The 21,479-nt window shown below is 69.9% G+C and carries 15 protein-coding genes; 6 read left to right on the plus strand and 9 right to left on the minus strand.

Annotation, left to right across the window (positions count from 1 at the left end):
• Positions 1–38: 38 nt before the first annotated feature.
• A complete protein-coding gene (locus BJY22_RS31580) occupies positions 39–1,763 on the plus strand; it encodes a right-handed parallel beta-helix repeat-containing protein (RefSeq protein ID WP_238350515.1) in 1,725 nt (574 codons plus the stop codon).
• A 141-nt stretch (positions 1,764–1,904) separates the two neighbouring features.
• A complete protein-coding gene (locus BJY22_RS31585) occupies positions 1,905–3,548 on the plus strand; it encodes a right-handed parallel beta-helix repeat-containing protein (protein ID WP_167214068.1) in 1,644 nt (547 codons plus the stop codon).
• A gap of 141 nt (positions 3,549–3,689) precedes the next feature.
• On the opposite strand, the gene BJY22_RS31590 is transcribed toward BJY22_RS31585, so the two are convergent.
• From BJY22_RS31590 to BJY22_RS31615, 6 genes are read right to left on the minus strand one after another with little or no spacing between them, the layout of a single operon-like run.
• Positions 3,690–5,066, minus strand: a complete 1,377-nt coding sequence (locus tag BJY22_RS31590) for a mannitol dehydrogenase family protein (protein ID WP_167214071.1) — start codon at positions 5,064–5,066, stop codon at positions 3,690–3,692.
• A gap of 29 nt (positions 5,067–5,095) precedes the next feature.
• Positions 5,096–5,941 (minus strand): ABC transporter permease, encoded by an 846-nt coding sequence (locus tag BJY22_RS31595; protein ID WP_167214074.1) that lies wholly within the window; start codon positions 5,939–5,941, stop codon positions 5,096–5,098.
• On the minus strand, positions 5,938–6,816 hold the full coding sequence (locus BJY22_RS31600; protein WP_167214078.1) for an ABC transporter permease: 879 nt from the start codon (positions 6,814–6,816) through the stop codon (positions 5,938–5,940). The genes BJY22_RS31595 and BJY22_RS31600 overlap by 4 nt, the downstream gene beginning before the upstream one ends.
• On the minus strand, positions 6,813–7,880 hold the full coding sequence (locus BJY22_RS31605) for an ATP-binding cassette domain-containing protein (protein ID WP_167214081.1): 1,068 nt from the start codon (positions 7,878–7,880) through the stop codon (positions 6,813–6,815). Before BJY22_RS31605 ends, BJY22_RS31600 begins: the two co-directional genes overlap by 4 nt.
• Positions 7,877–9,094 (minus strand): ABC transporter substrate-binding protein, encoded by a 1,218-nt coding sequence (locus tag BJY22_RS31610; RefSeq protein WP_167214084.1) that lies wholly within the window; start codon positions 9,092–9,094, stop codon positions 7,877–7,879. Before BJY22_RS31610 ends, BJY22_RS31605 begins: the two co-directional genes overlap by 4 nt.
• A gap of 57 nt (positions 9,095–9,151) precedes the next feature.
• Positions 9,152–10,147, minus strand: a complete 996-nt coding sequence (locus BJY22_RS31615) for a substrate-binding domain-containing protein (RefSeq protein ID WP_167214086.1) — start codon at positions 10,145–10,147, stop codon at positions 9,152–9,154.
• Between the two features lie 158 nt (positions 10,148–10,305).
• Here BJY22_RS31615 and uxaC point away from each other — a divergent pair, with 158 nt between their 5' ends.
• Both uxaC and BJY22_RS31625 read left to right on the plus strand, forming a co-directional pair.
• The gene (gene uxaC / locus BJY22_RS31620) at positions 10,306–11,712 is read left to right on the plus strand and encodes a glucuronate isomerase (protein WP_167214088.1); all 1,407 of its coding nucleotides are present in this window, start codon (positions 10,306–10,308) and stop codon (positions 11,710–11,712) included.
• Positions 11,713–11,778: 66 nt separating this feature from the next.
• The gene (locus tag BJY22_RS31625; RefSeq protein ID WP_167214091.1) at positions 11,779–13,317 is read left to right on the plus strand and encodes a right-handed parallel beta-helix repeat-containing protein; all 1,539 of its coding nucleotides are present in this window, start codon (positions 11,779–11,781) and stop codon (positions 13,315–13,317) included.
• Here the strand turns inward: BJY22_RS31625 and BJY22_RS31630 are convergent.
• Together BJY22_RS31630 and BJY22_RS31635 are read right to left on the minus strand one after the other, a co-directional pair.
• The gene (locus tag BJY22_RS31630) at positions 13,303–14,538 is read right to left on the minus strand and encodes an O-antigen ligase family protein (protein WP_167214094.1); all 1,236 of its coding nucleotides are present in this window, start codon (positions 14,536–14,538) and stop codon (positions 13,303–13,305) included. The two genes, BJY22_RS31625 and BJY22_RS31630, sit on opposite strands and share 15 nt — an antisense overlap.
• On the minus strand, positions 14,538–16,142 hold the full coding sequence (locus BJY22_RS31635) for a Wzz/FepE/Etk N-terminal domain-containing protein (protein WP_167214097.1): 1,605 nt from the start codon (positions 16,140–16,142) through the stop codon (positions 14,538–14,540). Before BJY22_RS31635 ends, BJY22_RS31630 begins: the two co-directional genes overlap by 1 nt.
• Before the next feature lie 154 nt (positions 16,143–16,296).
• Between BJY22_RS31635 and BJY22_RS31640 the strand changes: the two genes are divergently transcribed.
• Both BJY22_RS31640 and BJY22_RS31645 read left to right on the plus strand, forming a co-directional pair.
• The gene (locus tag BJY22_RS31640) at positions 16,297–18,537 is read left to right on the plus strand and encodes a LamG-like jellyroll fold domain-containing protein (protein ID WP_167214100.1); all 2,241 of its coding nucleotides are present in this window, start codon (positions 16,297–16,299) and stop codon (positions 18,535–18,537) included.
• A 142-nt stretch (positions 18,538–18,679) separates the two neighbouring features.
• The gene (locus BJY22_RS31645) at positions 18,680–20,209 is read left to right on the plus strand and encodes a WD40 repeat domain-containing protein (protein ID WP_167214103.1); all 1,530 of its coding nucleotides are present in this window, start codon (positions 18,680–18,682) and stop codon (positions 20,207–20,209) included.
• On the opposite strand, the gene BJY22_RS31650 is transcribed toward BJY22_RS31645, so the two are convergent.
• The gene (locus tag BJY22_RS31650; protein WP_337759613.1) at positions 20,206–21,477 is read right to left on the minus strand and encodes an MATE family efflux transporter; all 1,272 of its coding nucleotides are present in this window, start codon (positions 21,475–21,477) and stop codon (positions 20,206–20,208) included. The two genes, BJY22_RS31645 and BJY22_RS31650, sit on opposite strands and share 4 nt — an antisense overlap.
• Between the last annotated feature and the right edge of the window lie 2 nt (positions 21,478–21,479).

Raw genomic sequence — 21,479 nt, forward strand, 5'->3', positions numbered from 1 at the left:
TGACTACACCTGGTCTCGCCCGCTCCCAGGAGAGTGCATTGAGGAAGTTGTGGTTCGCGGCGCTCATCGCAGCGGCGGTGGCCGTCGTCACGGTCGCCGTACCGGTGATCGCCACCGAGAACAAGGCGACGACCGCGGCGAAGGTGGCTGAGTCGGCTGGGTCGGCTGGGACCCAGGAGTCCGAGCTGGCGGCGTCCCGTGCCCTGCCGTCGCAGCGGCCCGGCAAAGCTCCCGGCACGCCTTCCGCGAAGACCACGACCACGCAACCCGTGAAGCCCGGCACGACGACCACCCCGCCCGCCAAGAAGCTGACGACGCCGAAGACCCCGGTCAAGCCGGTCGAACCCAAGGTCCCGACACCGCCGGCAGTCGAGTCCGACGAGGCCGGGCCCGCGGTCGCCGGGCCGTGCAGCGGTGTGGTGATCGAGCCCGGGCAGGACGCCCCGGCGATCGTGAGCTCGAAGCCGGCCGGTACGACGTTCTGCTTCGCCGCCGGTGTCCACCGGATCGGCGACACCATCCGCCCGAAGGCGAACCAGGTGCTCGCCAGTGCGCAACGCGCCGTGCTCACCGGATCCGTCCCGCTCACCGGCTGGGTCCGCTCCGGCTCCGCGTGGGTCGTCCGCGGCGCGCTGCCGGCGGCGTACGGCAAGAGCGGTGAGTGCGAGGACAACAAGGCGAACATCTGTCACTTGCGGGAGCAGTTGTTCCTCGACGGCACGCACCTGACCCGGGTCGCGAGCGTCTCGGCGGTCAAGGCCGGTACCTTCTACGCCGACTACGCCGCGAACGCGGTCTACCTCGGCAGCAGCCCGGCCGGGCGCGAGGTCGAGATGTCGAGGACCGCGACCGCGATCGAGTCCGGCGCGAGCGGCGTGGTCGTCCGCGGCCTGACCATCGAGCACTTCGCCAGCGCGCCGCAGGCGGGCGCACTCGTCTCCGGGCCCGGCTGGACGGTGACCGCGAACGACGTGCGCTGGAACCACGCGGTCGGCGTGATGCTGGTGAAGGCGAACAGCACGAAGGTCGACAAGAACCTGATCCACCACAACGGCCAGCTCGGCCTCGGCCAGTACAGCTCCGCCGCGGCGGCGATCACCCGGAACGTGATCAGCGCCAACAACACCGACGGCTTCTGGATCGCCGACTGGGAGTCCGGCGGCATCAAGTCGACCCGTTCGTCCGGCACGGTCAGCGGCAACGTGATCAAGGCCAACAAAGGCGTCGGGATGTGGGCCGACGTCGCCGACGACGGCCGGACGATCACCGGCAACCAGATCGTCGGCAACGCCGCGGACGGCATCCGGTACGAGATCAGCCGCAACGGCGTCATCGAGGGCAACACGGTGACCGGCAACGGTTTCGGCACCGGCCGCGGCTCGGGTACGTCGCTGTGGGACGGCGGCGGGATCAACGTCAACACGTCGTCGGGCGTCACCATCAAGGGCAACCGGGTCTCGGGCAACGTGAACGGCGTGACGATCCAGTCCCGGACCCGGGGCAGCGGACCGTGGGGCACCTACCTGCTGCGCGACGTCCGGGTCAACGGCAACACCATCGAGATGACCGGCGGGACGCAGTCGACCGGCATGGTCCAGAACTCCGGCGCCGAGGTGCCGTCCGGTGAGGTCGTGTTCAGCGGCAACAAGTACGTCCTCGACGACCTCGGCACCCAGCGGTTCGCCCGGTTCGGCACCAAGCTCACCGCGGCCGGCTGGCGCGGCGCAGGCCTCGACACGATCGGCAGCTTCCTCGCGAACTGACAGCGACGGGACAGCTTGCCTTTCGCAACATGTTTGTGCGCTACGTATTGCCATGACTACGTGACGTAGGGGTAATCTGCGAAGCGAAGCCGCGCCATGGGGGGTGCGCTCAGGGCTACCTGTGCCACCGGAGGCTCCGCTATGAGAACAGTGATTGTCGCAGTCGTTGCAGTCGGCACCAGTCTCGTTGCCGTCGGCCCGCTGCCTGCGAGCAGTGCGCCGCTCGGCGACGACCTGCCGTTCGACGACCAGCAGGCTGTCGCCACGCCCCCCGCCGACGGCACGTTCCGTACCGGTCCCGCGCTGGCGCCCGCCTGCAGCGGCGTCACCATCCGGACCACGGACAACGCCGCCGAGGTCGTCGGCAACTGGCCCGCCGGTACGACGTTCTGCTTCGCCGAGGGCCTGCACCGGATCCGCGAGACGATCCGCCCGAAGGCCGACCAGGTACTCGCGAGCGATCAAGGCGCCGTACTGACAGGCTCGGTCCGGCTCACCCGCTGGGCCGCGTCGAACACCGTTCCCAACGCTGCGTCGGGCACCGGTTCGGGCACCGCGCCGAAGCTCGCGTCGAGCACAGCCTGGGTCACCACGGGTGTGCTGCCACCGGCGTACCCGCAGACCGGGCAGTGCGAGGACAACACGGCGAACATCTGCTATCTCCGCGAGCAGGTGTTCCGCGACGGCAAGCACCTGACCCGGGTCGCGTCCCGCGACAAGGTTGCCCCCGGCACCTTCTACGCCGACTACGCCGCGAACGCGGTCTACCTCGGCGACACCCCGGTCGGCCACGCGATCGAGATGTCCAGCACGCCGACCGCGATCGAGCCCGGCGGCAACAACGTGACCGTGCGCGGGCTGACGATCGAGCACTTCGCCACTCCCCCGCAGAGCGGCGCGGTCGTCCTCGGCCTGGGGTGGAAGGTGTTCGCCAACGACATCCGCTGGAACCACGCGGTCGGCGCGATGCTGGTGAACGCCGACGGCGCGGTCCTCGAGAAGAACCGGATCCACCACAACGGCCAGCTCGGCGCCGGGCAGTACAGCACGCTGCGCGGAACGATCTCCGCCAACGAGATCAGCGGCAACAACACCGACGGCTTCTGGATCGCCGACTGGGAGTCCGGCGGTGTCAAGACCACCTGGTCGAGCGGCGGCTGGGTGACCGGCAATCTGATTGCAGACAATCGGGGCATCGGGTTGTGGAGCGATGCGTACGACGACAGCCGGACGTTCCGCAACAATCAGATCGTCGACAATGCTGCGGACGGGATCCGTTACGAGATCGGCCGCAACGGCGTCATCGAGAACAACTCGATCAGCGGCAACGGCTTCGGCACCGGCCGCGGTTCCGGTACGTCGCTGTGGGACGGCGGCGGGATCAACGTCAATACCTCGTCGAACGTCCAGGTCCGCGGCAACGTGGTGGCGAACAACGTGAACGGGATCTCGATCCAGTCCCGGACCCGCGGCTCCGGCCCGTGGGGCACCAACCTGCTGCGCGACATCGTGGTCTCCGGCAACCAGGTGACGATGCGCGGCGGGACCACCGCGACCGGCATGGTGCAGAACTCCGGTGCGGCGATCCCGGACGGCGAGGTCACCCTGAACGACAACACCTACATCCTGGACAGCCTCGCCGCCGAACGGTTCCAGAAGACCGGCCAGCGGTACACCGCCGAGCAGTGGCGCAGCACGGGTCAGGACACCACGAGCCTCTTCACGATCGGCAGGGCCGTCCTGGACGCCACCGGAGTCCTCACAATCCTGCCCCCAACCCGCTGACGCCGGCCCCTTCACCAGCCAGGCCCGCTCTTCGGAACTTTTCCCGCGCTATGCGCGAAAAACCTTCCGAAAAGGAGCCAGCAGGGTCAGCGCATGAGCGCGCGCCAGCGCGTGAGTGCGCGCCAGCGCGTGCGTGCGGGGTCAGTGGGTCAGGGCGGTGACGTGGTCGACGAGCAGGTCACGTAGCACGGTCGAGTCGCGGAGGTCCGGCGTGAACACCGAGTCCACGGCGAGCAGTGCGTCGACCAGCTTGGCCGGCTCGGTCACGTCCGCGACCGCGGACTTCAGGCGGTCCGCCTGCGGGTCGTCGAGGTCCTGCGTACTGAGCACATAGACCATCCAGGCGGCCACCGCGAGCGAGATCATCCGCGGCTCGGCGCCGGCTGCCAGCCGGTCGCGGACCGTGCCGAGCATCCGCACCGGGAGCTTGACCGAGCCGTCCATCGCGACCTGCCGGGTCCGGTGCTTCAGCGCCGGGTTCTCGAACCGCTCCAGCACCGTCGCGCCGTACGCCGCCAGGTCCAGCCCGTCGGGCGGCGTCAGCGTCGGTACGACGTCCTCGGTCATCAACCGCCGCGCCAGCCCGCCGAGCTCCTCGTCGCGGACCGCCTCGGCGATCGTCTCGTACCCGCGCAGCGCGCCGAGATACGCGAGCATCGAGTGCGTGGCGTTCAGCATCCGCAGCTTCGCCTGCTCCCACGGCGCGACATCGGCCGTCAGCACCGCCCCGCCGCGCTCCCACGCGGGCCGGTCGCCGGCGAAGTCGTCCTCGATCACCCACTGCAGGAACGGCTCCGCGACCACGACGGCCTCGTCCCGGACGCCGAGCAGCCGAGCCGCCTCGCCGCGGTCCGCATCGGTCGTGGCCGGCACGATCCGGTCGACCATGCTGGCCGGGAACCGGGTCGCCTCGAACGCCTCGGGAACCTTGCCGAGCGCATCGAAGTAGTCCCCCACCAGTTTGCGCAGGAAGGGTCCGTTGGCCACCAGGTTGTCGCAGGAGACGATCGTCAGCGGCTCCTCCCGGCGGGCGATCGCCGCCGCCAGCTGCCCGACGACGGTGCGCGGCGGGCGGCCGGTCAGGTCGGCCTGGATCTCCGGATCGTCCAGGTTCAGTCCGGCGCCCGCGGCCCGGTACCCCTTCTCCGTCACGGTCAGCGTCACCACCGCGACGGCCGGATCGGCGATGCGCGCGACGACCGCCTCCGGGTCCTCGGGAACCGTCAGCACCTCGCGGACGCTGCCGATCACCTGGACCGACGGCGCACCGAGACCGCGCTCGAGGACGGAGTACAGACCGTCCTGTGGCGCCAGCTGGTCCCGGACAGCGGTGGAGCGCTGGCTCACCCCGGTGATCCCCCAGCGGGTCTCGCCGGACTCGACCGCCGCGCGCTCGGTGACGACGGCCTGGTGGGCGCGGTGGAACGCACCGATCCCGAGGTGGACGATGCCGACCGACAGCGCCCTCGGGTCGACCGCGGGGGCGACGGGGAGATTGGTGAGACTCAGCCTGGTCAACTGACGGAACCTTTCTTCGAATGACACAGCTACTCGGAGGGTTCTTCCTTCACACGGGCCACGAGTTGCGTCGGATTCACGAAGCGCAGCGCGACCACCAGCAGTACCAGCATCATCGCCGTGTACATGACGGCCATCGCGTCGACCGACTGCTGGGCACGGATCCCCGCCGCGGACATCGAGTAGTACAGCGCGACCACGAGCGTCTGCGAATCCGGGCCGGCCGTGAGGAAGGTCAGCTCGAACATCCCGACCGTCCGGACCAGCACGAGGATCCCCGACGCCAGCAGACCGGGGACCAGCAGTGGCGCGAGGATCTTCAGGAACACCGAGCGGGTGCCGGCGCCGAGCATCCGGGCCGCGTCCTCGATCCGCGGGTCGACCTGCTCGATGAACGGCGTCATGGTGAGGATCACGAACGGCACCGACGGCACCAGGTTCGCCAGCACGACGCCGGACAGGTGCCCCGCGAACCCGAACTTGTACAGCACGGTCGCGAGCGGGATGCCGTACGTGATCGGCGGCATCAGGATCGGCAGCAGGAAGGTCAGGTACACCAGCCGCTTGCCGGGGAAGTTCTTCCTGGCCAGCACGTACGCCGCGGGCGCGCCGACGAGCACCGACAGCACGACGACCAGCCCGGACACGAGCAGCGTGACCACGATGACGTGGAACAACGTGAACTCTCGCCACGCGTCGCCGTACCAGTGGGTGGTGAAACCGCTCGGGAGCCAGGTGTCGAACCACTTGGTGCCGAACGAGCTGACCAGCACCGAGAACACCACGCCGGCCAGGTTGACGAAGAAGAACACCACGGCGCCCCAGATCACCCAGCCGAGCGGGGTGGCGCGAACAGACCTCACCTTGGGGTTCATCCCTTGCCTCCCGTCGATCCGGTGTAGAGCCGCGACCGCCACACCAGCACGATCGCCACCACGACCAGTTCCACCGCGCCCATCACCATCGCGATCGCGGACGCGTACGCGTAGTCGTACTGCTCGTACGCCGCCTGGTAGGCGGCCAGCGAGATCACCCGGGTGGATCCGGCCGGGTTACCGACCAGCACCGCGGACGGGAACACCGAGAACGCGAGGACGAAGGTCAACAAAAAGGTTGTCGCCAATCCTGGTGCCAGCAACGGCAGCGTGATCCGCCGGAACCGCTGCGCCCGCGAGGCGCCGAGCGTCGCCGCGGCCCGCTGCAGCGTGGGGTCGATGCCGGACAGGTACGACAGCACCAGCAGGAACGCGAACGGGAATCCGGTGATGACGAGCGAGAAGAACACGCCCCAGTAGTTGTTCGTCAGGCGGATCGGATCGTCGACAATCTGAAGACTGAGCAGGACCCGGTTGAACCAGCCCGTCGGGCCGAGGTAGTTCAGCAGCCCCTGCGCGGTCAGCACGGTCCCGAGCGTGATCGGTACGACGAGGATCGTGGTCAGCAGCCGTTTGCCGCGGAACCGGCCGCGGAGCCGGAACGCGATCGGTACGGCGGCCAGCACGTTCAGCAGCGCCGCGGGCAGGGCGATCTTCAGCGTGGTCGCGATCGTGTCGCGCTGGTACGCGTCGCTGAAGAACTTGTCGTAGTTGGCCAGCACGCCGCCGCCGTCCATCGGCTGGAACGACAGGCTCAGGCCGTACAGGAACGGATAGACGAACAGCAGCAGAACGAAGATCGTGGCCGGGAGCAACAACCACAACCGTCGGTCGACGCCGCGTTCGGCCAGCCGATGCTGCCAGGTCGCGCTCATGCCGGGTACACCAGGAGCCGTCCGGGCGTCACGGCCAGGGCCACCTGCTCCCCCGGCTCGACCCGCTGCTCGGTGCGCAGGTGCAGCCGCGTCTCGCCGTCGACGACCACCTCGACCGCGCGCTCGCGGCCCTGGTACTCGACGACCTCGACAAGACCCTTCACACCTTGGTCGGCGATCTTCACGTCCTCGGGCCGCACGGCGGCGATCACGTCGTCGTCCTGGGCGACAGCGCCCTGCGCCGCGCCGCGGATCGCCGTACCGCCGAGGTCCACCGTCACCTGGTCGCCGTGCAGCTGCGACGCCTTCAGCGGCAGCAGGTTGCGGTACCCCATGAAGTCGGCGACGTGCCAGGTGGCCGGCTTGGTGTGGACCTGCTCCGGCGTGCCGATCTGCTGCACCTTGCCCTGGCGCATGACGACCAGGCGGTCGGCCATGCTCAGCGCCTCCTCCTGGTCGTGTGTCACGTACACGGTCGTCAGCCCGAGCGACTGGTGCAGCCGCCGGATCTCGGTCCGCATCTCCAGGCGGAGCTTGGCGTCCAGGTTGCTCAGTGGCTCATCCATCAGCACCAGCGACGGCTCGAGGACGGTCGCGCGGGCGATCGCCACGCGCTGCTGCTGACCGCCGGACAGCTGTCCGGGCAGCTTGCTCGCGTGGTCGGCCAGCTGCACCATATCGATCGCCTCGGTGGTGCGGCGCTGCACGTCGGCCTTCGGCAGGTTGCGCATCCGCAACCCGAAGGCGATGTTGTCCCGGACGGTCAGGTGCGGGAACAGCGCGTAGTTCTGGAAGACCATGCCGAAGCCGCGCTTCTCCGGCGGCAGCGTGTCGATCCGCCGGTCGTCCTGCCAGATCGAGCCCGCGGTCAGCGGGAGCAGACCGGCCAGGCAGTTCAGCGCCGTCGACTTGCCGCAGCCGGACGGACCGAGCAGGGCGATGAACTCGCCCCGCTCGATGGTCAGGTCGAGCTCGGACAGTGCCGCCGGCTGGTCCGCCGGACCGAAACGGCGGGTGACGCCGTCGAGCCGGAGCAGCTCGAAGTTGGAGGTGGACGAGGTCACGACTTCTTCACCTTGCTGCCGCCGACCTCACGGTCCCACTTGTCGAAGGCAGCCACCAGCGCCTTCGCGTCCAGCGGAACCTCGGTCGGATTGTCGGCAATCAGTTTGTCGTACTCCGGGCGCCCGTACTCCGTGATCGCGTCCTTGCTCTCCTGCGGCGCCTGCGCCAGCTCGACGCCCTTGATCGCCGGGCCCGGGTAGAAGTAGCCCTTGTCGTACGCCTTCGCCTGCTGCTCCGGCGTCAGCATGAACTGCAGCAGCTGCAGGATCGCCGCCTGCTTGTCGGTCGACACACCCTTCGGTACGACGGCGTAGTGCGCGTCGGTCACCCAGTGGAAGCCCTGGATCGGCGTGATCGCGGCCTCCTTCGGGACGGTGCCGAGGACGCGCGGGTTGATGTCCCAGCCCGTCGTGCTCGCGATGATGTTGGCCGAGCCGTTGGCGAGCGCCTTCATCGTGTCGGAGGTGCCGGACGGGTAGAAGTCGACGTACTGGTTGAGCTCCTTCAGGTACGCCCAGGTCTTGTCCCAGCCGTTCACCGGGTCCTTCGGGTCCTTGTCCCCGAGGATGTAGGGCAGGCCCATCAGGAACGTGCGGCCGGGGCCGGAGTTCGCCGGGCGTGCGTACATCACCTTGCCCTTGTTGGCCTTCGCGTAGGCGAGCAGGTCCTGGGCGGTCTTCGGCGGCGACGGGACCTTCGACGGCATGTACTCGAGCAGCGGGCCCGACGGGTAGTAGGTGACCGTCACGCCCTCCTTGCCGCCCAGCTCCTGCATCTTCTGCGCGGGCGGCAGGTAGTCCTTCATCCCCGGCAGGCGGTCGGAGTACTTCGTGAGCAGGTCGAGCCACAGGCCCTGCTCCTGCCCGGCGGCGAGGCCGTCGGTGCCGGTGAGCACCAGGTCGATGTCGACCCGGTTCGCGTTCTGCTGGGCCTTGATCTTGCCGGCCAGCTCGGGAGCGGGGCCCTTCGAGTACGTGACCTTCGAGACCACGTCCGGGTGCTGCTTGACGAAGTCGTCGATCATGGGTTGCGTCAGTTGCAGGTTGCCGGCCACGTCGAGGATGTTCAGGCTCACCGCCTTGGCCGGCTTGTCCGGTACGTCGCCACCGCTGTCGGCGGCCGGTTTACTCGGTGTCGGGGCGCCGCAGGCGGCCAGCACCGCCAGCACGGCGGCGGCCACCGGGGCCGCGATCAACTTCCGCTGCAGTTGCATCGGGTATCTCCTCGGATCAAGGCGGGCCCGGCGCGGCGCGAACGCCGGCCGGGGTGATCACTTCTGTGGTGCTGGTCCGGACGACTCCCGGACGATCAGTTCCCCGTGCAGTGGTTCTTGTGAGCCGGCGATCTGGGCGGCCTCCGGGTCGTCGAGCAACGCCAGCAGCAGCTCGACCGCGAGCCGGCCGGTCTCCTGCTTCGGCAGCCGGACCGTGGTCAGCGCCGGCCGGGCCATCCTGGACATCGCGATGTCGTCCACGCCGACCACGCTCAGCTCGCCGGGAACCGAGATCCCGCGGCTGTGCAGGCGGGCCAGCAGACCGATCGCGACCAGGTCGTTGTAGGCCACCACGGCGGTCGCGCCGGTCGCGACGACCTGGTCGGCGGCCGCCATGCCGCCCTCGTACGTCGGGGCGAAGTTGCCGACCGGCGCCAGCTCGGCGTGCAGTGCCTCGACCGCGTTGCGCAGGCCGACGCCGCGGTGCAGCGTCGACCAGGAGGTGGCAGGGCCTCCGACCCAGGCGATCCGGCGGTGGCCGAGGGCAACGAGGTGGGCGACGGCCTGCCGCATTCCGTCCTCGTTGTCGTAGGTGATGCCGGGCAGTCCCGCGGCGTTGCGGTTGACCAGCACGACGGTGGTGTCCTGGGCGATCGCCGCCAGCTCGTCGTCACTCGCTCGCGGCGAGCACAGCACGACGCCGTCGACCTGCTTGGACAACGCCCGCACCAGGCCGGCCTCGGCCGCCGGGTCCTCGTCGGTGTCCGCGACGAAGACGGCGACGTCGTGCCGGCGGGCGCGCGCCTGCACGCCCTTGGTGACGCTGGCGAAGAACGGGTTGGCCAGATCCGGCACGACCAGACCGATCGTGCCGGTCCGCCCGGTGATCAGCCCACGGGCCGCCCGGTTCGGCTCGTAGCCGAGCTGCTCGACGGCCGCCGCCACCCGGGCCCGCGTCGCCGCGTTCACCATGCCCGGCACGGACAGCGCCCGGGAAACGGTCGACGGCGAAACCCCGGCCAACCGCGCCACGTCCCGAATGGTCGCCGCCACACCCACCTCCTCAGGTTCCGGTTGAGTCTGCAATCGGTTGCAGTTTGTGTCAAGACGTCAGCTCATGGACGGTGGCTTGTGCTGACAAGATGCGACTGCAATCCTTTGCAGAACACGTTTCAGCCCAGCCGCTGTCCCGCACAGCAATCGGAGGACCCATGCCGAAGGCCCTGCAGCCTCATCCGGATCGCGCCCTGCCGGCCGGACCCGCCCGCGACGTCGCGCGCCGGATCCACGCCTCGACGAAGGACCTGCCGCTGCTGTGCCTGCACGGACACGTCGACATCGGGCTGTTCGCCACCGACGCCCCGTTCGGCGACCCGGCCGACCTGCTGGTCGTCCCGGACCACTACGTGACCCGGATGCTGATCTCGCAGGGCGTCCACCCCGACAAGCTGGGACTCCCCCGCCGCGACGGCAAGCAGACCGCCGAGCCGCGCGAGATCTGGCGGGAGTTCTGCGCCAACTGGCACCTGTTCCTCGGTACGCCGAGCCGGTACTGGCTGGAGCACGAGTTCGCCGAGGTGCTCGGCCTGACCGTGCAGCCGTCCGCGGAGACGGCCGACGAGCTCTACGACCAGATCGCCGCGCGGATCGCGGAGCCGGAGTTCCGCCCGCGCGCGCTGCTCGACCGCTTCAACATCGAGCTGATCTCCACCACCGACGCGGCCACCGACGACCTGGCCCAGCACGCGAAGGTCGCGGCAGATCTCCCCGGGAGGGTGGTCCCGACGTTCCGCCCCGACGCGGTCGCCCACGTCGACCGGGACGGCTGGCCGGCGCTGATCGAGCAGCTCGGCGCGCTGGCCGACGTCGACACCTCGACGTACGACGGCTTCCTGAACGCCATCCGCCGGCGTCGCCAGGCGTTCGTCGCGGCGGGCGCCCGTGCCACCGACCACGGCCACCTGAGCGCAGCCGCCGTACCGCTGAGCGACTCCGAGGCCGCGCGGATCTACGCGGGAGCGTTGAAGGGCGACGTGACCGCCGAGGACGCCGCCGCGTTCGCGGGGCACATGCTGTACCAGTCCGCGGTGATGTCGGCCGAGGACGGGCTGGTCATGCAGCTGCACCCCGGCGTACTGCGCGACCACGATCCGGCGATCTTCGCGACGTACGGGCCGGACAAGGGACACGACATCCCGGTCGCGGCCGAGTTCACCCGGTCGCTGCAGCCGCTGCTCGAGCGGTTCGGGCACGCGGAGGGCTTCCGCCTCGTGCTGTTCACCGTCGACGAGACCGTGTACTCGCGCGAGCTGGCACCGCTCGCGGGCGTCTACCCCGCGGTGCGGCTCGGTGCGCCGTGGTGGTTCCTGGACAGCCCTGACGGCATGCGCCGGTTCCGCGAGCTCGTCACGGAGACCGCGGGCTTCTACAACACGAGCGGCTTCGTCGACGACACCCGCGCGTACCTGTCGATCCCGGCACGCCACGACCTCGCCCGCCGCATCGACGCCGGCTACCTGGCCAATCTCGTCGTACAACACCGCCTCGACGAGGACGACGCGCTGCAGGTCGCACGGGCCCTCGCGTACGACCTCGCGCGCGACACGTACCTCTCCTGATCAGGCTGCCCCGGCGAACAGGTAGTCTCACGCAATCTGTTCGCCGGGGCAGGTGAAGGGACGTGGATGAGGCGTGGGGTTGTCGCGGCTGTTGGTGCCGCGCTGCTGTTGACAGGGTGCACCGACTCGGGAGACCCGCCGGTCCAGTCCGCACCATCCGCGACCACCACTGCGACCACCACTGTGACTGTCCCGACCGCTCCGCCGGCAGCGGCCGCCGCCGCTCTCGGACCGACCGGTCCGGGTACGGCGAAACCGTGCAAGGGGACCGCGATCCCGGTCGGCGCGGATCCGCAGCCGATCATCGACGCAGCACCCGCGGGCACCAGCTTCTGCTTCGCGAAAGGCCTGCACCGGATCACGCGTGCGATCCGGCCCCGCGCCGGTGACACGCTGGCGGGTGGCCCCGGAGCGATCCTGAGCGGAGCCGTCCGCCTGACCGGCTGGAAGCAGACCGGAAACGCCTGGGTGGTGCGTGGCGTCCTGCCCGCGGCGTACCCGCTCAAGGGCCAGTGCGAGGACAACCGGACCAAACCCTGCCAGCTCGGTGAGCAACTGTTTGCCGACGGCAAGCACCTGACCCGTGTGATGAGCCTCGCCCAGCTGAAGCCCGGCACCTTCTACGGTGACTACCGGACCAACGCCGTGTACGTCGGTGACGATCCCACCGGCCACGTGATCGAGATGTCCCGTACGCAGACCGCGATCGACAAGTCGGCCGAGGACGTCACCGTGACCGGTCTGACGATCGAGCACTTCGCGAGCCGCCCGCAGGCCGGAGCCCTGCAGGTCGGCCCCGGCTGGACGGTGACCGCGAACGAGGTGCGCTGGAACCACGCCGTCGGGATCATGGTGATCGAGGGCGACCGGGCCGAGCTCAGCCGCAACACGGTCGCGGACAACGGCCAGCTCGGCATCGGCCAGTACAAGTCCGCGGACGTGCGGATCACGGCGAACCTGGTCACCCGCAACAACACCGACGGCTTCTGGATCGCGGACTGGGAGTCCGGCGGCATCAAGTCCACCCGGTCGTCCGGCGAGGTCCGCGGCAACGACATCGTCGCGAACCGCGGCATCGGGATGTGGAGCGACATCGCGGAGTACGACCGCAGCATCACCGGCAACCGGATCCGGGCCAATGCCGCGGACGGGATCCGCTACGAGATCAGCTATGCCGGTGTGATCGAGCAGAACGTCGTCGAGCACAACGGGTACGGCACCGGCCGCGGCTCGGGCGGCTCGCTGTGGGACGGCGGCGGCATCAACGTCAACACGTCGTCCGACGTACAGGTCCGCGGCAATCTGATCAAGGACAACCGCAACGCGCTGTCGATCCAGTCCCGGACCCGCGGCGACGGGCCGCGCGGCACGTACGTCCTGCGCAACGTCCTCGTCGAAGGCAACCTGGTGGTGATGACCGACGCCACCTCGACGCTCGGGGTCGTCGAGAACAAGCGCTCCCCCGCACAGCCCGGCGCGATCACGTTCCGCCGCAACAGCTACCAGGTCGCGGGCGGTCAGGACCGGTTCGCGTACCGCGGCAAATCGCTGACCTGGTCCGAGTGGCAGCAGACCGGCTTCGACAAGGACTCAGTGAGCAGCTAGCTCCAGTTTTCGCTTGCGTAACCGGTCGGCGTCGCAGATCGCCGCGGCGACCAGCAGATGGACCGTCATGGACGACAGGTCGGACAGCCCGCTCTCGTTGAGTGAGGCGACGGTGACATAGCCGAGCAGCATCGCGCCACAGGCCCGGATGTACGGCGTCGGCGCGCGGAGCACCGCCACCCACGCGACGATCACCGCGATCGCCACGATCGTGACGGCCAGCAGCCCGGTCTCCCAATAGAGACCGAGCCAGCTGTTGTCGATCGCCATCACGTCGATGTCGCCCTCACCGCGGCGCAGCAACACCCGTTTGTTGCCGAGGCCGTGGCCGATGATCGCGGTCTGGAGCGACACCTTCTCGTCGAGGACCGCCTGCCAGCTCGTCGTCCGGCCGCTCAGCGAGGTGATCTGCTGCGTGCCCTGGCCACGCAGCAACCAGGTCTGCAGCGAGCCGATCGTCAGGAAGGCGAGCCCGAGCAGCGCGGGAACGCTGAAGCTCATGATCCGGCCCGCCCAGGTCCTGCGCGTGATGATCAGCGCCAGCACCAGGCCGAACGCGAGGGCCGCCGCGGACGTCCGTGTGCGGCTCGCCGCGATCAGTACGCCGCCGAGCCCGACCAACGCCACCGCCGGCAGCGTCGCCAGCTTCCGGCAGACCAGGCCGATCAGCGCCAGCCCGAGCAGGATCGCTCCGACCTCGCCGACGCGCGGCGGGAGCATCGGGATGATGACGCCCTGCAGCCGGTACCCGCCGCCGAGCGAGCGCAGCGGCCGCCATGCCTCGGACGGCGCGTACGCCAGGCTCAGCACGACGGTTGCTGCCAGCAACAGATGGGCCCACAGATGCGCGCGGACCAGCCGTTCCGGGACCTGTACGAGCGGCCGCCAGAGCAGGAAGACCAGGACCAGCCCGATCAGGAACCGGGCCAACCGGGTCAGAGGCCCCATCGGTTCGGCGAGCAGGAAGACGGTCGCGCACGCGAACAGCACGTACATGACGTACAGCCAACTGGTCGGGTTCACCCGGGTCCGGAACCCGGGCCTGGTGGCCGCCAGCGCGACCAGGAAGACCGCACCGAGCAGCATCCCCTTCGCGATGCTGTTCGTGGATCCCGTCGTACCCTGCGGCGCCGCCACCCGCGACGACCAGGGCTGCACGCCGAGCACGAACAGGCACCACAGCGTCAGCCAGAACCAGGTCGGCCGCTCGTTGCTAGGCATCAGTCCAGCGGCTTGTAGTTCAGGGGGATGCCGAGCGTCTCGTCCTGCGTCGCGGTGCCGATCAGTACGACGCCGAGCACCGGAGCACCCGCGAACTGCAGCGCCCCGGTCAGCCGCGCGACGTCCATCTCCTTGTCGAGACCGACCTGGACCACCAGCACCGACGCGTCGACGGCGGCGGCGAGCGGGGTGATGCCGTGCCGGCCGACGGACGCCGGGCCGTGGATCACCACGGAGTACCCCGGCGGCAGGTCCGCGACGATGCCCGGCACCAGCGACGGGCCGACCGCTTCCGCGGTCTCCTCGTGGTTCAGGCCGGGCGGCAGCACGTACAGGTCAGCGACGGTGCCCGGCCTGAACAGCTTCCGGGCGCGGATCGCCCGGGTCGCGGCCGGCTCGTTCACCAGGTCGGTCAGTCCCTCGTGGCCGGTGAGATGCGGGAGGACCGGCGTACCCTCGATGTCGGCCAGCACCAGCAGGGTCTCGCGGCCGTCGCGGGCGTTCGCCTCGGCCATCGCCAGCGCGATGCCCGCGGAGTTCGGGGTCGGCGACGCCGACACCACCAGCAATGCGCCCGGACCGCCGCCGGCGATCGCGCGCGGGTTCAGCTCACGCCGCGCCAGCGCGCCGCTCGCCTCCGCGCCGAGCGCGGTGATCTCGTACTGCGGGAGCTCCGGAGCCGACCGCTGCCAGAACCGGCGGCGGTGCCCCTCCGACGCCGCGATCACCGGCGCCGTCGCGGCCCGCGCCGCCTGGTCGCGGGTCAGGATGTACGGCGTCAGGTGCGATCGCAGCAGCGCGAGACCGAACCCGAGCACCAGGCCGAGGATCCCGCCGACCAGGATGTCGCGGGCAACCATCGGCGACGAGGTGGCCGTGTCGGTGGTCGCGGGCGTGACGAGCTGGCTCCCGGCGCCGACGGTCGACAGCGCCTTCAGCATCGCGGCTGCGTCGTCGGCGGCCTGCCGGGCCTCGGTCGCCAGGCCGACGCGCTGGTCACGCAGGGCCGCCGCCGTCTGGTTGTCGCCGCGACCGACGGCCTCGTCGATCTGGCTGACCAGGCTGCGGGACTGCTGGGTCGCGGTCCTCGACCGGGCCTGCGCCTGCTCGGCCAGGTTCGTGAGCAGCGCCTTGGCCTCGTCGTTGCGCTGCTTGAGGTAGATCGCGGCGATCGCGTTCGCCCGGTCGACCGCCTTCTGCGCGGTCGGGCCGTCGGTGGTGACCAGGTACGCGTTGTCGGTGACTGCCTTCACCCGGGTGACCGAGGCCAGCTCCTGGATGGTCTTGGCGTCGTTCGGCCCGCCGAGCTGCTTCACGACGGCGGCCAGCAGCGTCGGGCTGGCCATCACCCGGGCCTGGGTCTCGGCGGGCAGGTCCATGCCGAGCGGACCGGTCTTGTCCGCGCCGTCGGACAGTTTCCCGACCAGTGCCGGTGGCACCGCCGGGCCGATCACCAGCTGGCTCGAGGCCGTCCACCGCTTGGTCTGGGCGAGCGCGAACACGGAGGCACCGACCAGTCCGAGCAGGATGCAGCCGATGATCAGCCACTTCTGGCGCAACAATGACTGCGCGGTCTCCCGCCAGACCACGGTGCCCGGTTCCATCCAGTACCTCACTCGTCATCGGCGCCAGCGACCCAGGATATCCACAGGTGGGCGCGCAGGATCCGGCCCGGTGCCCTACCCTCTTCTCGGGGGAATTACGTGAGGCTGTACGGCGCCGCGTGCGCCGATCATGTCCTAGGGGGGACATCGCTCGATGGTGAAGACACGTCTGTTCAGGCGGTTGGCCGTCGCGGGATCGCTGCTGGCGGTCACCGCATCGCTGCTGACCGCACTAACCACACTGCCCGCGCAGGGCATCGAGGCCTCGCTGTCCGCGACGACCAGCTCGACCTGGCAGACCAACGCCAGCGTGCAGGGCATCGCGGTCGCCGCCGGCAAGGCGTATGCCGGGGGCCGGTTCACCAGCGTCCGCCCGCCGGGCGCCGCGCCCGGGACCGGCGAGGTCGGCCAGGCCTACCTGGCGGCCTTCGACGCGAGCACCGGCGCCCTGGTCAGCACCTTCAACCCGGTACTGAACGGCCAGGTGTACGCGGTGGCCGCCTCCGCGGACGGTTCGCGGATCTTCGTCGGCGGTGACTTCACCACGGTCAACGGCCAGACCCGCAACCGGGTCGCCGCCTTCGACACCGCCACCGGCGCCCTGGTGACGAACTGGAAGCCGTCGGTGTCCTACCGCGTCAAGACCATTGCCGTCTCGGGTACGACGGTGTACTTCGGCGGCTCGTTCGGCCTGGTGAACGGTCAGGACCGCCTGCGGCTCGCGGCCGTCACGACCGACACCGGCGCGTTGTTGCCCTGGGCCCCCGCGGTCAACGGCGACGTGTACGCCGTGGACGCGGCCGACGACGCCTCCAAGGTGTACGCCGGCGGCCAGTTCAGCAGCGTCAACGGCACCACGCAGAACACCGTGACCAGCCTCGATCCCGTGACCGGCGCGGTGCTGCCCTTCCCCGGCGCCTCCGCCGTACCGCCGCCGAACGGGTCCTGCACGAGCCGGGTGAAGGCGATCGACGCGAGCGGCGACACCGTGTACTTCGGCAACGGCGGTGACGGCGGCGGCTGCTTCGACGGCACGTGGGCGGCCGACATCGCGACCAACACGCTGAAGTGGAAGAACCAGTGCCTGGGCGCGACCGAGGCGGTCAAGGTCGTCAACGGCTGGCTGTACAAGGGGTCGCATGCGCACGACTGCGCCAACCAGGGTGCCGGCGGGTTCCCGCAGGGCTTCGGCTACCGCTTCCTGCTGTCTGAGAAGCTGACCGACGGCAGCATCGGGCCGTGGTTCCCGAACACCGACGCCGACCCGAACAGCGCGACCAACGTCGGCCCGCTGGCGTTCGCCACGGGCGGCAGCGACCTGTGGGTCGGCGGCGACTTCCTGAACGTGAACGGCACCGGCCAGCAGGGCCTGACCCGCTTCACCTACGACGCCCCGGGCGCGGCCCCGGCCAAGCCGGCCAAGCTGCTGCCGTACAGCGTCCAACCGGGCGTCGTCCAGATCCACTTCCCCACCGTCGTCGACAACGACGACAGCACGCTGACCTACCGGCTGCTCAAGGGCTTCAGCAACACCACGATCGCGACCTGGACGGCCAAGTCCACGCCGTGGGACCGCCCGTGGCTGCACTACACCGACACCGCCGTGACGCCCGGCGAGGTGACGAACTACCGCGTCGAGGTCACCGACGGCAGTACGACGATCCGCGGCAACTACTCCGACCCGGTCACGGTCGCCTCGACGGCGTCGACGGCGTACGACCAACTCGTCAAGGCGGACGGACCGCAGGCGTACTGGCGTCTCGGCGAGCCGGCCGGGACGGCGACCGCGGTCGACTCCTCGGGCCAGAGCAACAACGGCCCGTACACCGGGGTCACGCTGGGCGGCGCCGGAGCGATCGCCGGCAACACCTCGATGACGACCAGCACGAGCAGCGGCCGGATGGTCGGCCAGAAGGCGTACAGCTTCCCGCAGCAGTTCACGGTCGAGGCCTGGGTCAAGCAGAGCGGTCTGCTGCGCGGCGGCCGGATCATCGGGTTCGGCAACTCGCGGACCGGGAACAGCGGCGGTGGCGGCGACCGGATGCTGTACATGCGGACCAACGGCTCGATCGTGTTCGGCGTGAACGACGGCGCGCAGCGCACGCTGACCAGCGTTTCCGGCAAGAACGACGGCCAGTGGCACCACGTCGTCGGCACCTACGACGGTACTGGTGGGAACGGCAGCATGAAGCTGTACGTCGACGGCGTACTGAGCGGGAGCGCGCTGGTCGGCCCCGCGTCGCTGTACTACGGCTGGTGGCGGGTCGGCTACGACCTGACGAACTCGTGGCCCGGTGGCGGCGCGACGCAGACCGGTATGGGCATCGACGAGGCAGCCGTCTACCCGTACGCGTTGACGCCGGCGCAGGTGCAGTCTCACTACGCGGCCCGCTAGCTGTGCGCTCAGGGAGTTCTGCCACAAAGTTGTAACGCGGTTGAGAGGCCCGCTTCCAGTGGGCCTCCCACAGCGCTAGTGTCCTTCGCTGGTGCGTGATGAGGCGCGCACTGACTGACCCCGCCCAGTCGAAGGACATCAAGTGAAGAAGTTAGTGCTGGCCGTTGTCACCGCCGCGGCCGTGGTGGCCGCGGCGTTGATCCCCTCCGGACCGCCGGTGGAGGCGGCGACTCCGGGCTTCGCTTCGGCGGTGTCGGCGATCAAGCAGCCCTCGTGGCAGACCAACAACAGCGTCAACGCGCTGGCGATCGCCGGGAACACCGTGTTCGCCGGTGGTCTGTTCACCAGGCTCCGGCAGCCGGGGAAGGCGTCCGGCCAGGCTCCGGAGGCGGTCCGCACGTACGTCGCCGCCTTCGACCGCACTACTGGGAAGCCGACCGCGTTCGCGCCGACGCTGAACGGTCCCGTCTACGCCATCGCCACCAGCCCGGACGGCAAGTGGGTGGTGATCGGCGGCGACTTCACGATGGTCAACGGCATCCGGCGCAGCAAGCTCGCGATGTTCTCGGTCGCCACCGGCAAGCTGGTCGCGGCCTGGGACCCGGTCGTGTCGGCCCGGGTGAAGGCCCTGGCGATCTACGGCAACAGTGTGTTCATCGGCGGTGCCTTCCGGGCTGTCGACGGTGCGACCCGTAACCGGCTGGGCGCGGTCCGGCTGATCCAGGGCGACCTGCTGCCGTGGAACCCGAACGCCAACAACGACGTCTACGCGATCGACGTGGCCGACAACGGCACCCGCGTGTTCGTCGGCGGCCCGTTCAGCACGATCAACGGCAAGGACCACTACTCGCTCGCGATGACGAACAACACGACCGGGGCGGCGTACACGTTCCCGGCCGCGGCGGCGATCCCGAAGCCGACCGCGACCTGCACGACCCGGGTGAAGGACATCGACACCTTGGGCGACAAGGTCTTCGTCTCGAACGGCGGCGACGGCAGCGGGTGCTACGACGGCGTACTCGCGGCCCAGGTCAGCACCGGCCAACTGCTGTGGAAGAACAACTGTCTCGGCGCGACCGAGGCGATCAAGGCGATCGGCAACTGGGTCTACAAGGGCTCGCACGCGCACAACTGCAGCTCGTCCCCGAACGGCTTCCCGGACGGCACCGGCACGCACTACCTCCTGGTCGAGAGCGCGATCAACGGCAACCTCGGGCCCTGGATGCCGAACACGGACGCGAACCCGAAGAGCACCACGCAGGTCGGCCCGCTGGCGATGGCCGGCACCGCCACGGACCTGTGGGTCGGCGGTGACTTCCTGCACGTGAACGGCACGCTGCAGGTGGGAATCACCCGGTTCACGAACTCGCCGGGCGGCGCCGCCCCGCTCAGGCCCCGCGCGCCGGCCCTCACCGCGACGTCGTCCGGACGGGTGTACGTGAGCTACGCCGACTCGTACGACCTCGACAACCTCACCCTCACGTACAACGTCTTCCGCGGCTCGTTGAACGTCGGCTCGAACAGGTACACCTCGTACTACTGGCAGCCCCGCAAGGTCTACCAGGTCGTGGACCGCGGCCTGGCGCGCGGCTCGACGTACACGTACCACGTGGAGGTCCACGACGGCCGCAACATCCAGAAGGGCCCGTCCGCGAGCGTGAAGATCCCCTAGTCAGCAGAGGCGCGGCGATGGGCGGCGATGGCGCGGTGCGCCTCGTGCCACCAGAGCAGGAGGGTGGCGAAGGAGGCGCCGGCCAGGCCCCACGCCGCGCCCTTCGGGCCCCAGAGGTAGGCGCCGGCGACGCCGCAGGTGATCAGGACGACGGACGAGACCAGGCGGACGCGCAGGCCGCGGGTCGCAGCGGTCAGCGCGCGGAGGATCGCGAAGGCGCCGGCGTTCGAGGCACCGAGGGCCTGCAGCAGGATGACGGGGACGAGGACGCTGTGGGCCTGGGTCCAGACGTCCGGGCCGAGCAGCTCGCGGCCGACGACCGGCGGTAGCAGCAGGAAGACCGCGCCCCACGCCAGCGCGCCCGCGCCGACACCCAGCGAGATCGCGAGGCCGACCAGCCACAGGCGGCGGTACGAGTGCTTCAGGGCCCGCGCCGCTTCGGGCACAGAGATCATCCGGATGCCCTGGTTCAGCACGTTGACCGGACCGAGGAGCACCTGCGCGCCGCGGATGCCCGCGGTGGCGACGAGGCCGGCGGCCGCGGTGATTCCGAGCATGTAGACCTGGATGGTGCCGGAGACCGCGAGCATCTCCCCCACGTACTTCGGGCTCACATCCCAGTTGCGCCGTACCCATTCCCGGATCAGCTGCCGCCGCGGCGCGACCCCGGCCTGGAAGCGGCCCGCGATCGCGGCGATCACCGCCCCGAGGCCCCACGCCAACGTCAACGTGAACGCGGACGTCGTACCGGTGAGATAGAGCCCGCCGAAGATCGCCAGCATCGCGAGCAACCAGATCAGGTCGTTGATGAACGCCTTCTGCCCCTCGCCGACGACGAAGAACGCCCATCGCCACGCGTCCTGCAGCAGCAGGCCCGGCATCGTCACGGCGAACGCGAGCAGCACGCCCCGCGACGGTACGCCGGGGAAGGCCACGATCGCCAAGCCGGCAAGCATCGCGAGCAGGCCGCAGAACACGGCGGTCGCCGTACTGGCCCGGACCGCTCGTTGCCAGTCCGGCGTCCTGGCGCCGGAGTGCCGTACGGCGAGTGGTTCGGTGGCGACGGCCCGGGAGACGTTGAGCGCGATGGTGTAGCCGCCGAACGCGAGCGCGTACACCCCGAAGTCGGCGACCGTGCTCGACCGCGCCACGACCACACCGACCGCGAGGTTGCTGAGGCTCGACAGCGCCTGATCGGCCAAGCCCCAACCCGCGCGACCGGCCGGACCGGCCAGCCGACGCAGCTTCTTCGGCCGCCGGAACTTCACCG

Origin of the sequence: Kribbella shirazensis, from assembly GCF_011761605.1 — a bacterium.
GTDB lineage: Bacteria > Actinomycetota > Actinomycetes > Propionibacteriales > Kribbellaceae > Kribbella > Kribbella shirazensis.

Excerpts from the sequence above, each read along its gene's own strand:
- BJY22_RS31585 (WP_167214068.1), top strand. The coding sequence starts at position 1,905 with ATGAGAACAGTGATTGTCGCAGTCGTTGCAGTCGGCACCAGTCTCGTT.
- BJY22_RS31595 (WP_167214074.1), bottom strand. The coding sequence starts at position 5,941 with ATGAACCCCAAGGTGAGGTCTGTTCGCGCCACCCCGCTCGGCTGGGTG.
- BJY22_RS31600 (WP_167214078.1), bottom strand. The coding sequence starts at position 6,816 with ATGAGCGCGACCTGGCAGCATCGGCTGGCCGAACGCGGCGTCGACCGA.
- BJY22_RS31610 (WP_167214084.1), bottom strand. The coding sequence starts at position 9,094 with ATGCAACTGCAGCGGAAGTTGATCGCGGCCCCGGTGGCCGCCGCCGTG.
- uxaC (WP_167214088.1), top strand. The coding sequence starts at position 10,306 with ATGCCGAAGGCCCTGCAGCCTCATCCGGATCGCGCCCTGCCGGCCGGA.
- BJY22_RS31625 (WP_167214091.1), top strand. The coding sequence starts at position 11,779 with ATGAGGCGTGGGGTTGTCGCGGCTGTTGGTGCCGCGCTGCTGTTGACA.
- BJY22_RS31630 (WP_167214094.1), bottom strand. The coding sequence starts at position 14,538 with ATGCCTAGCAACGAGCGGCCGACCTGGTTCTGGCTGACGCTGTGGTGC.
- BJY22_RS31635 (WP_167214097.1), bottom strand. The coding sequence starts at position 16,142 with ATGGAACCGGGCACCGTGGTCTGGCGGGAGACCGCGCAGTCATTGTTG.
- BJY22_RS31640 (WP_167214100.1), top strand. The coding sequence starts at position 16,297 with ATGGTGAAGACACGTCTGTTCAGGCGGTTGGCCGTCGCGGGATCGCTG.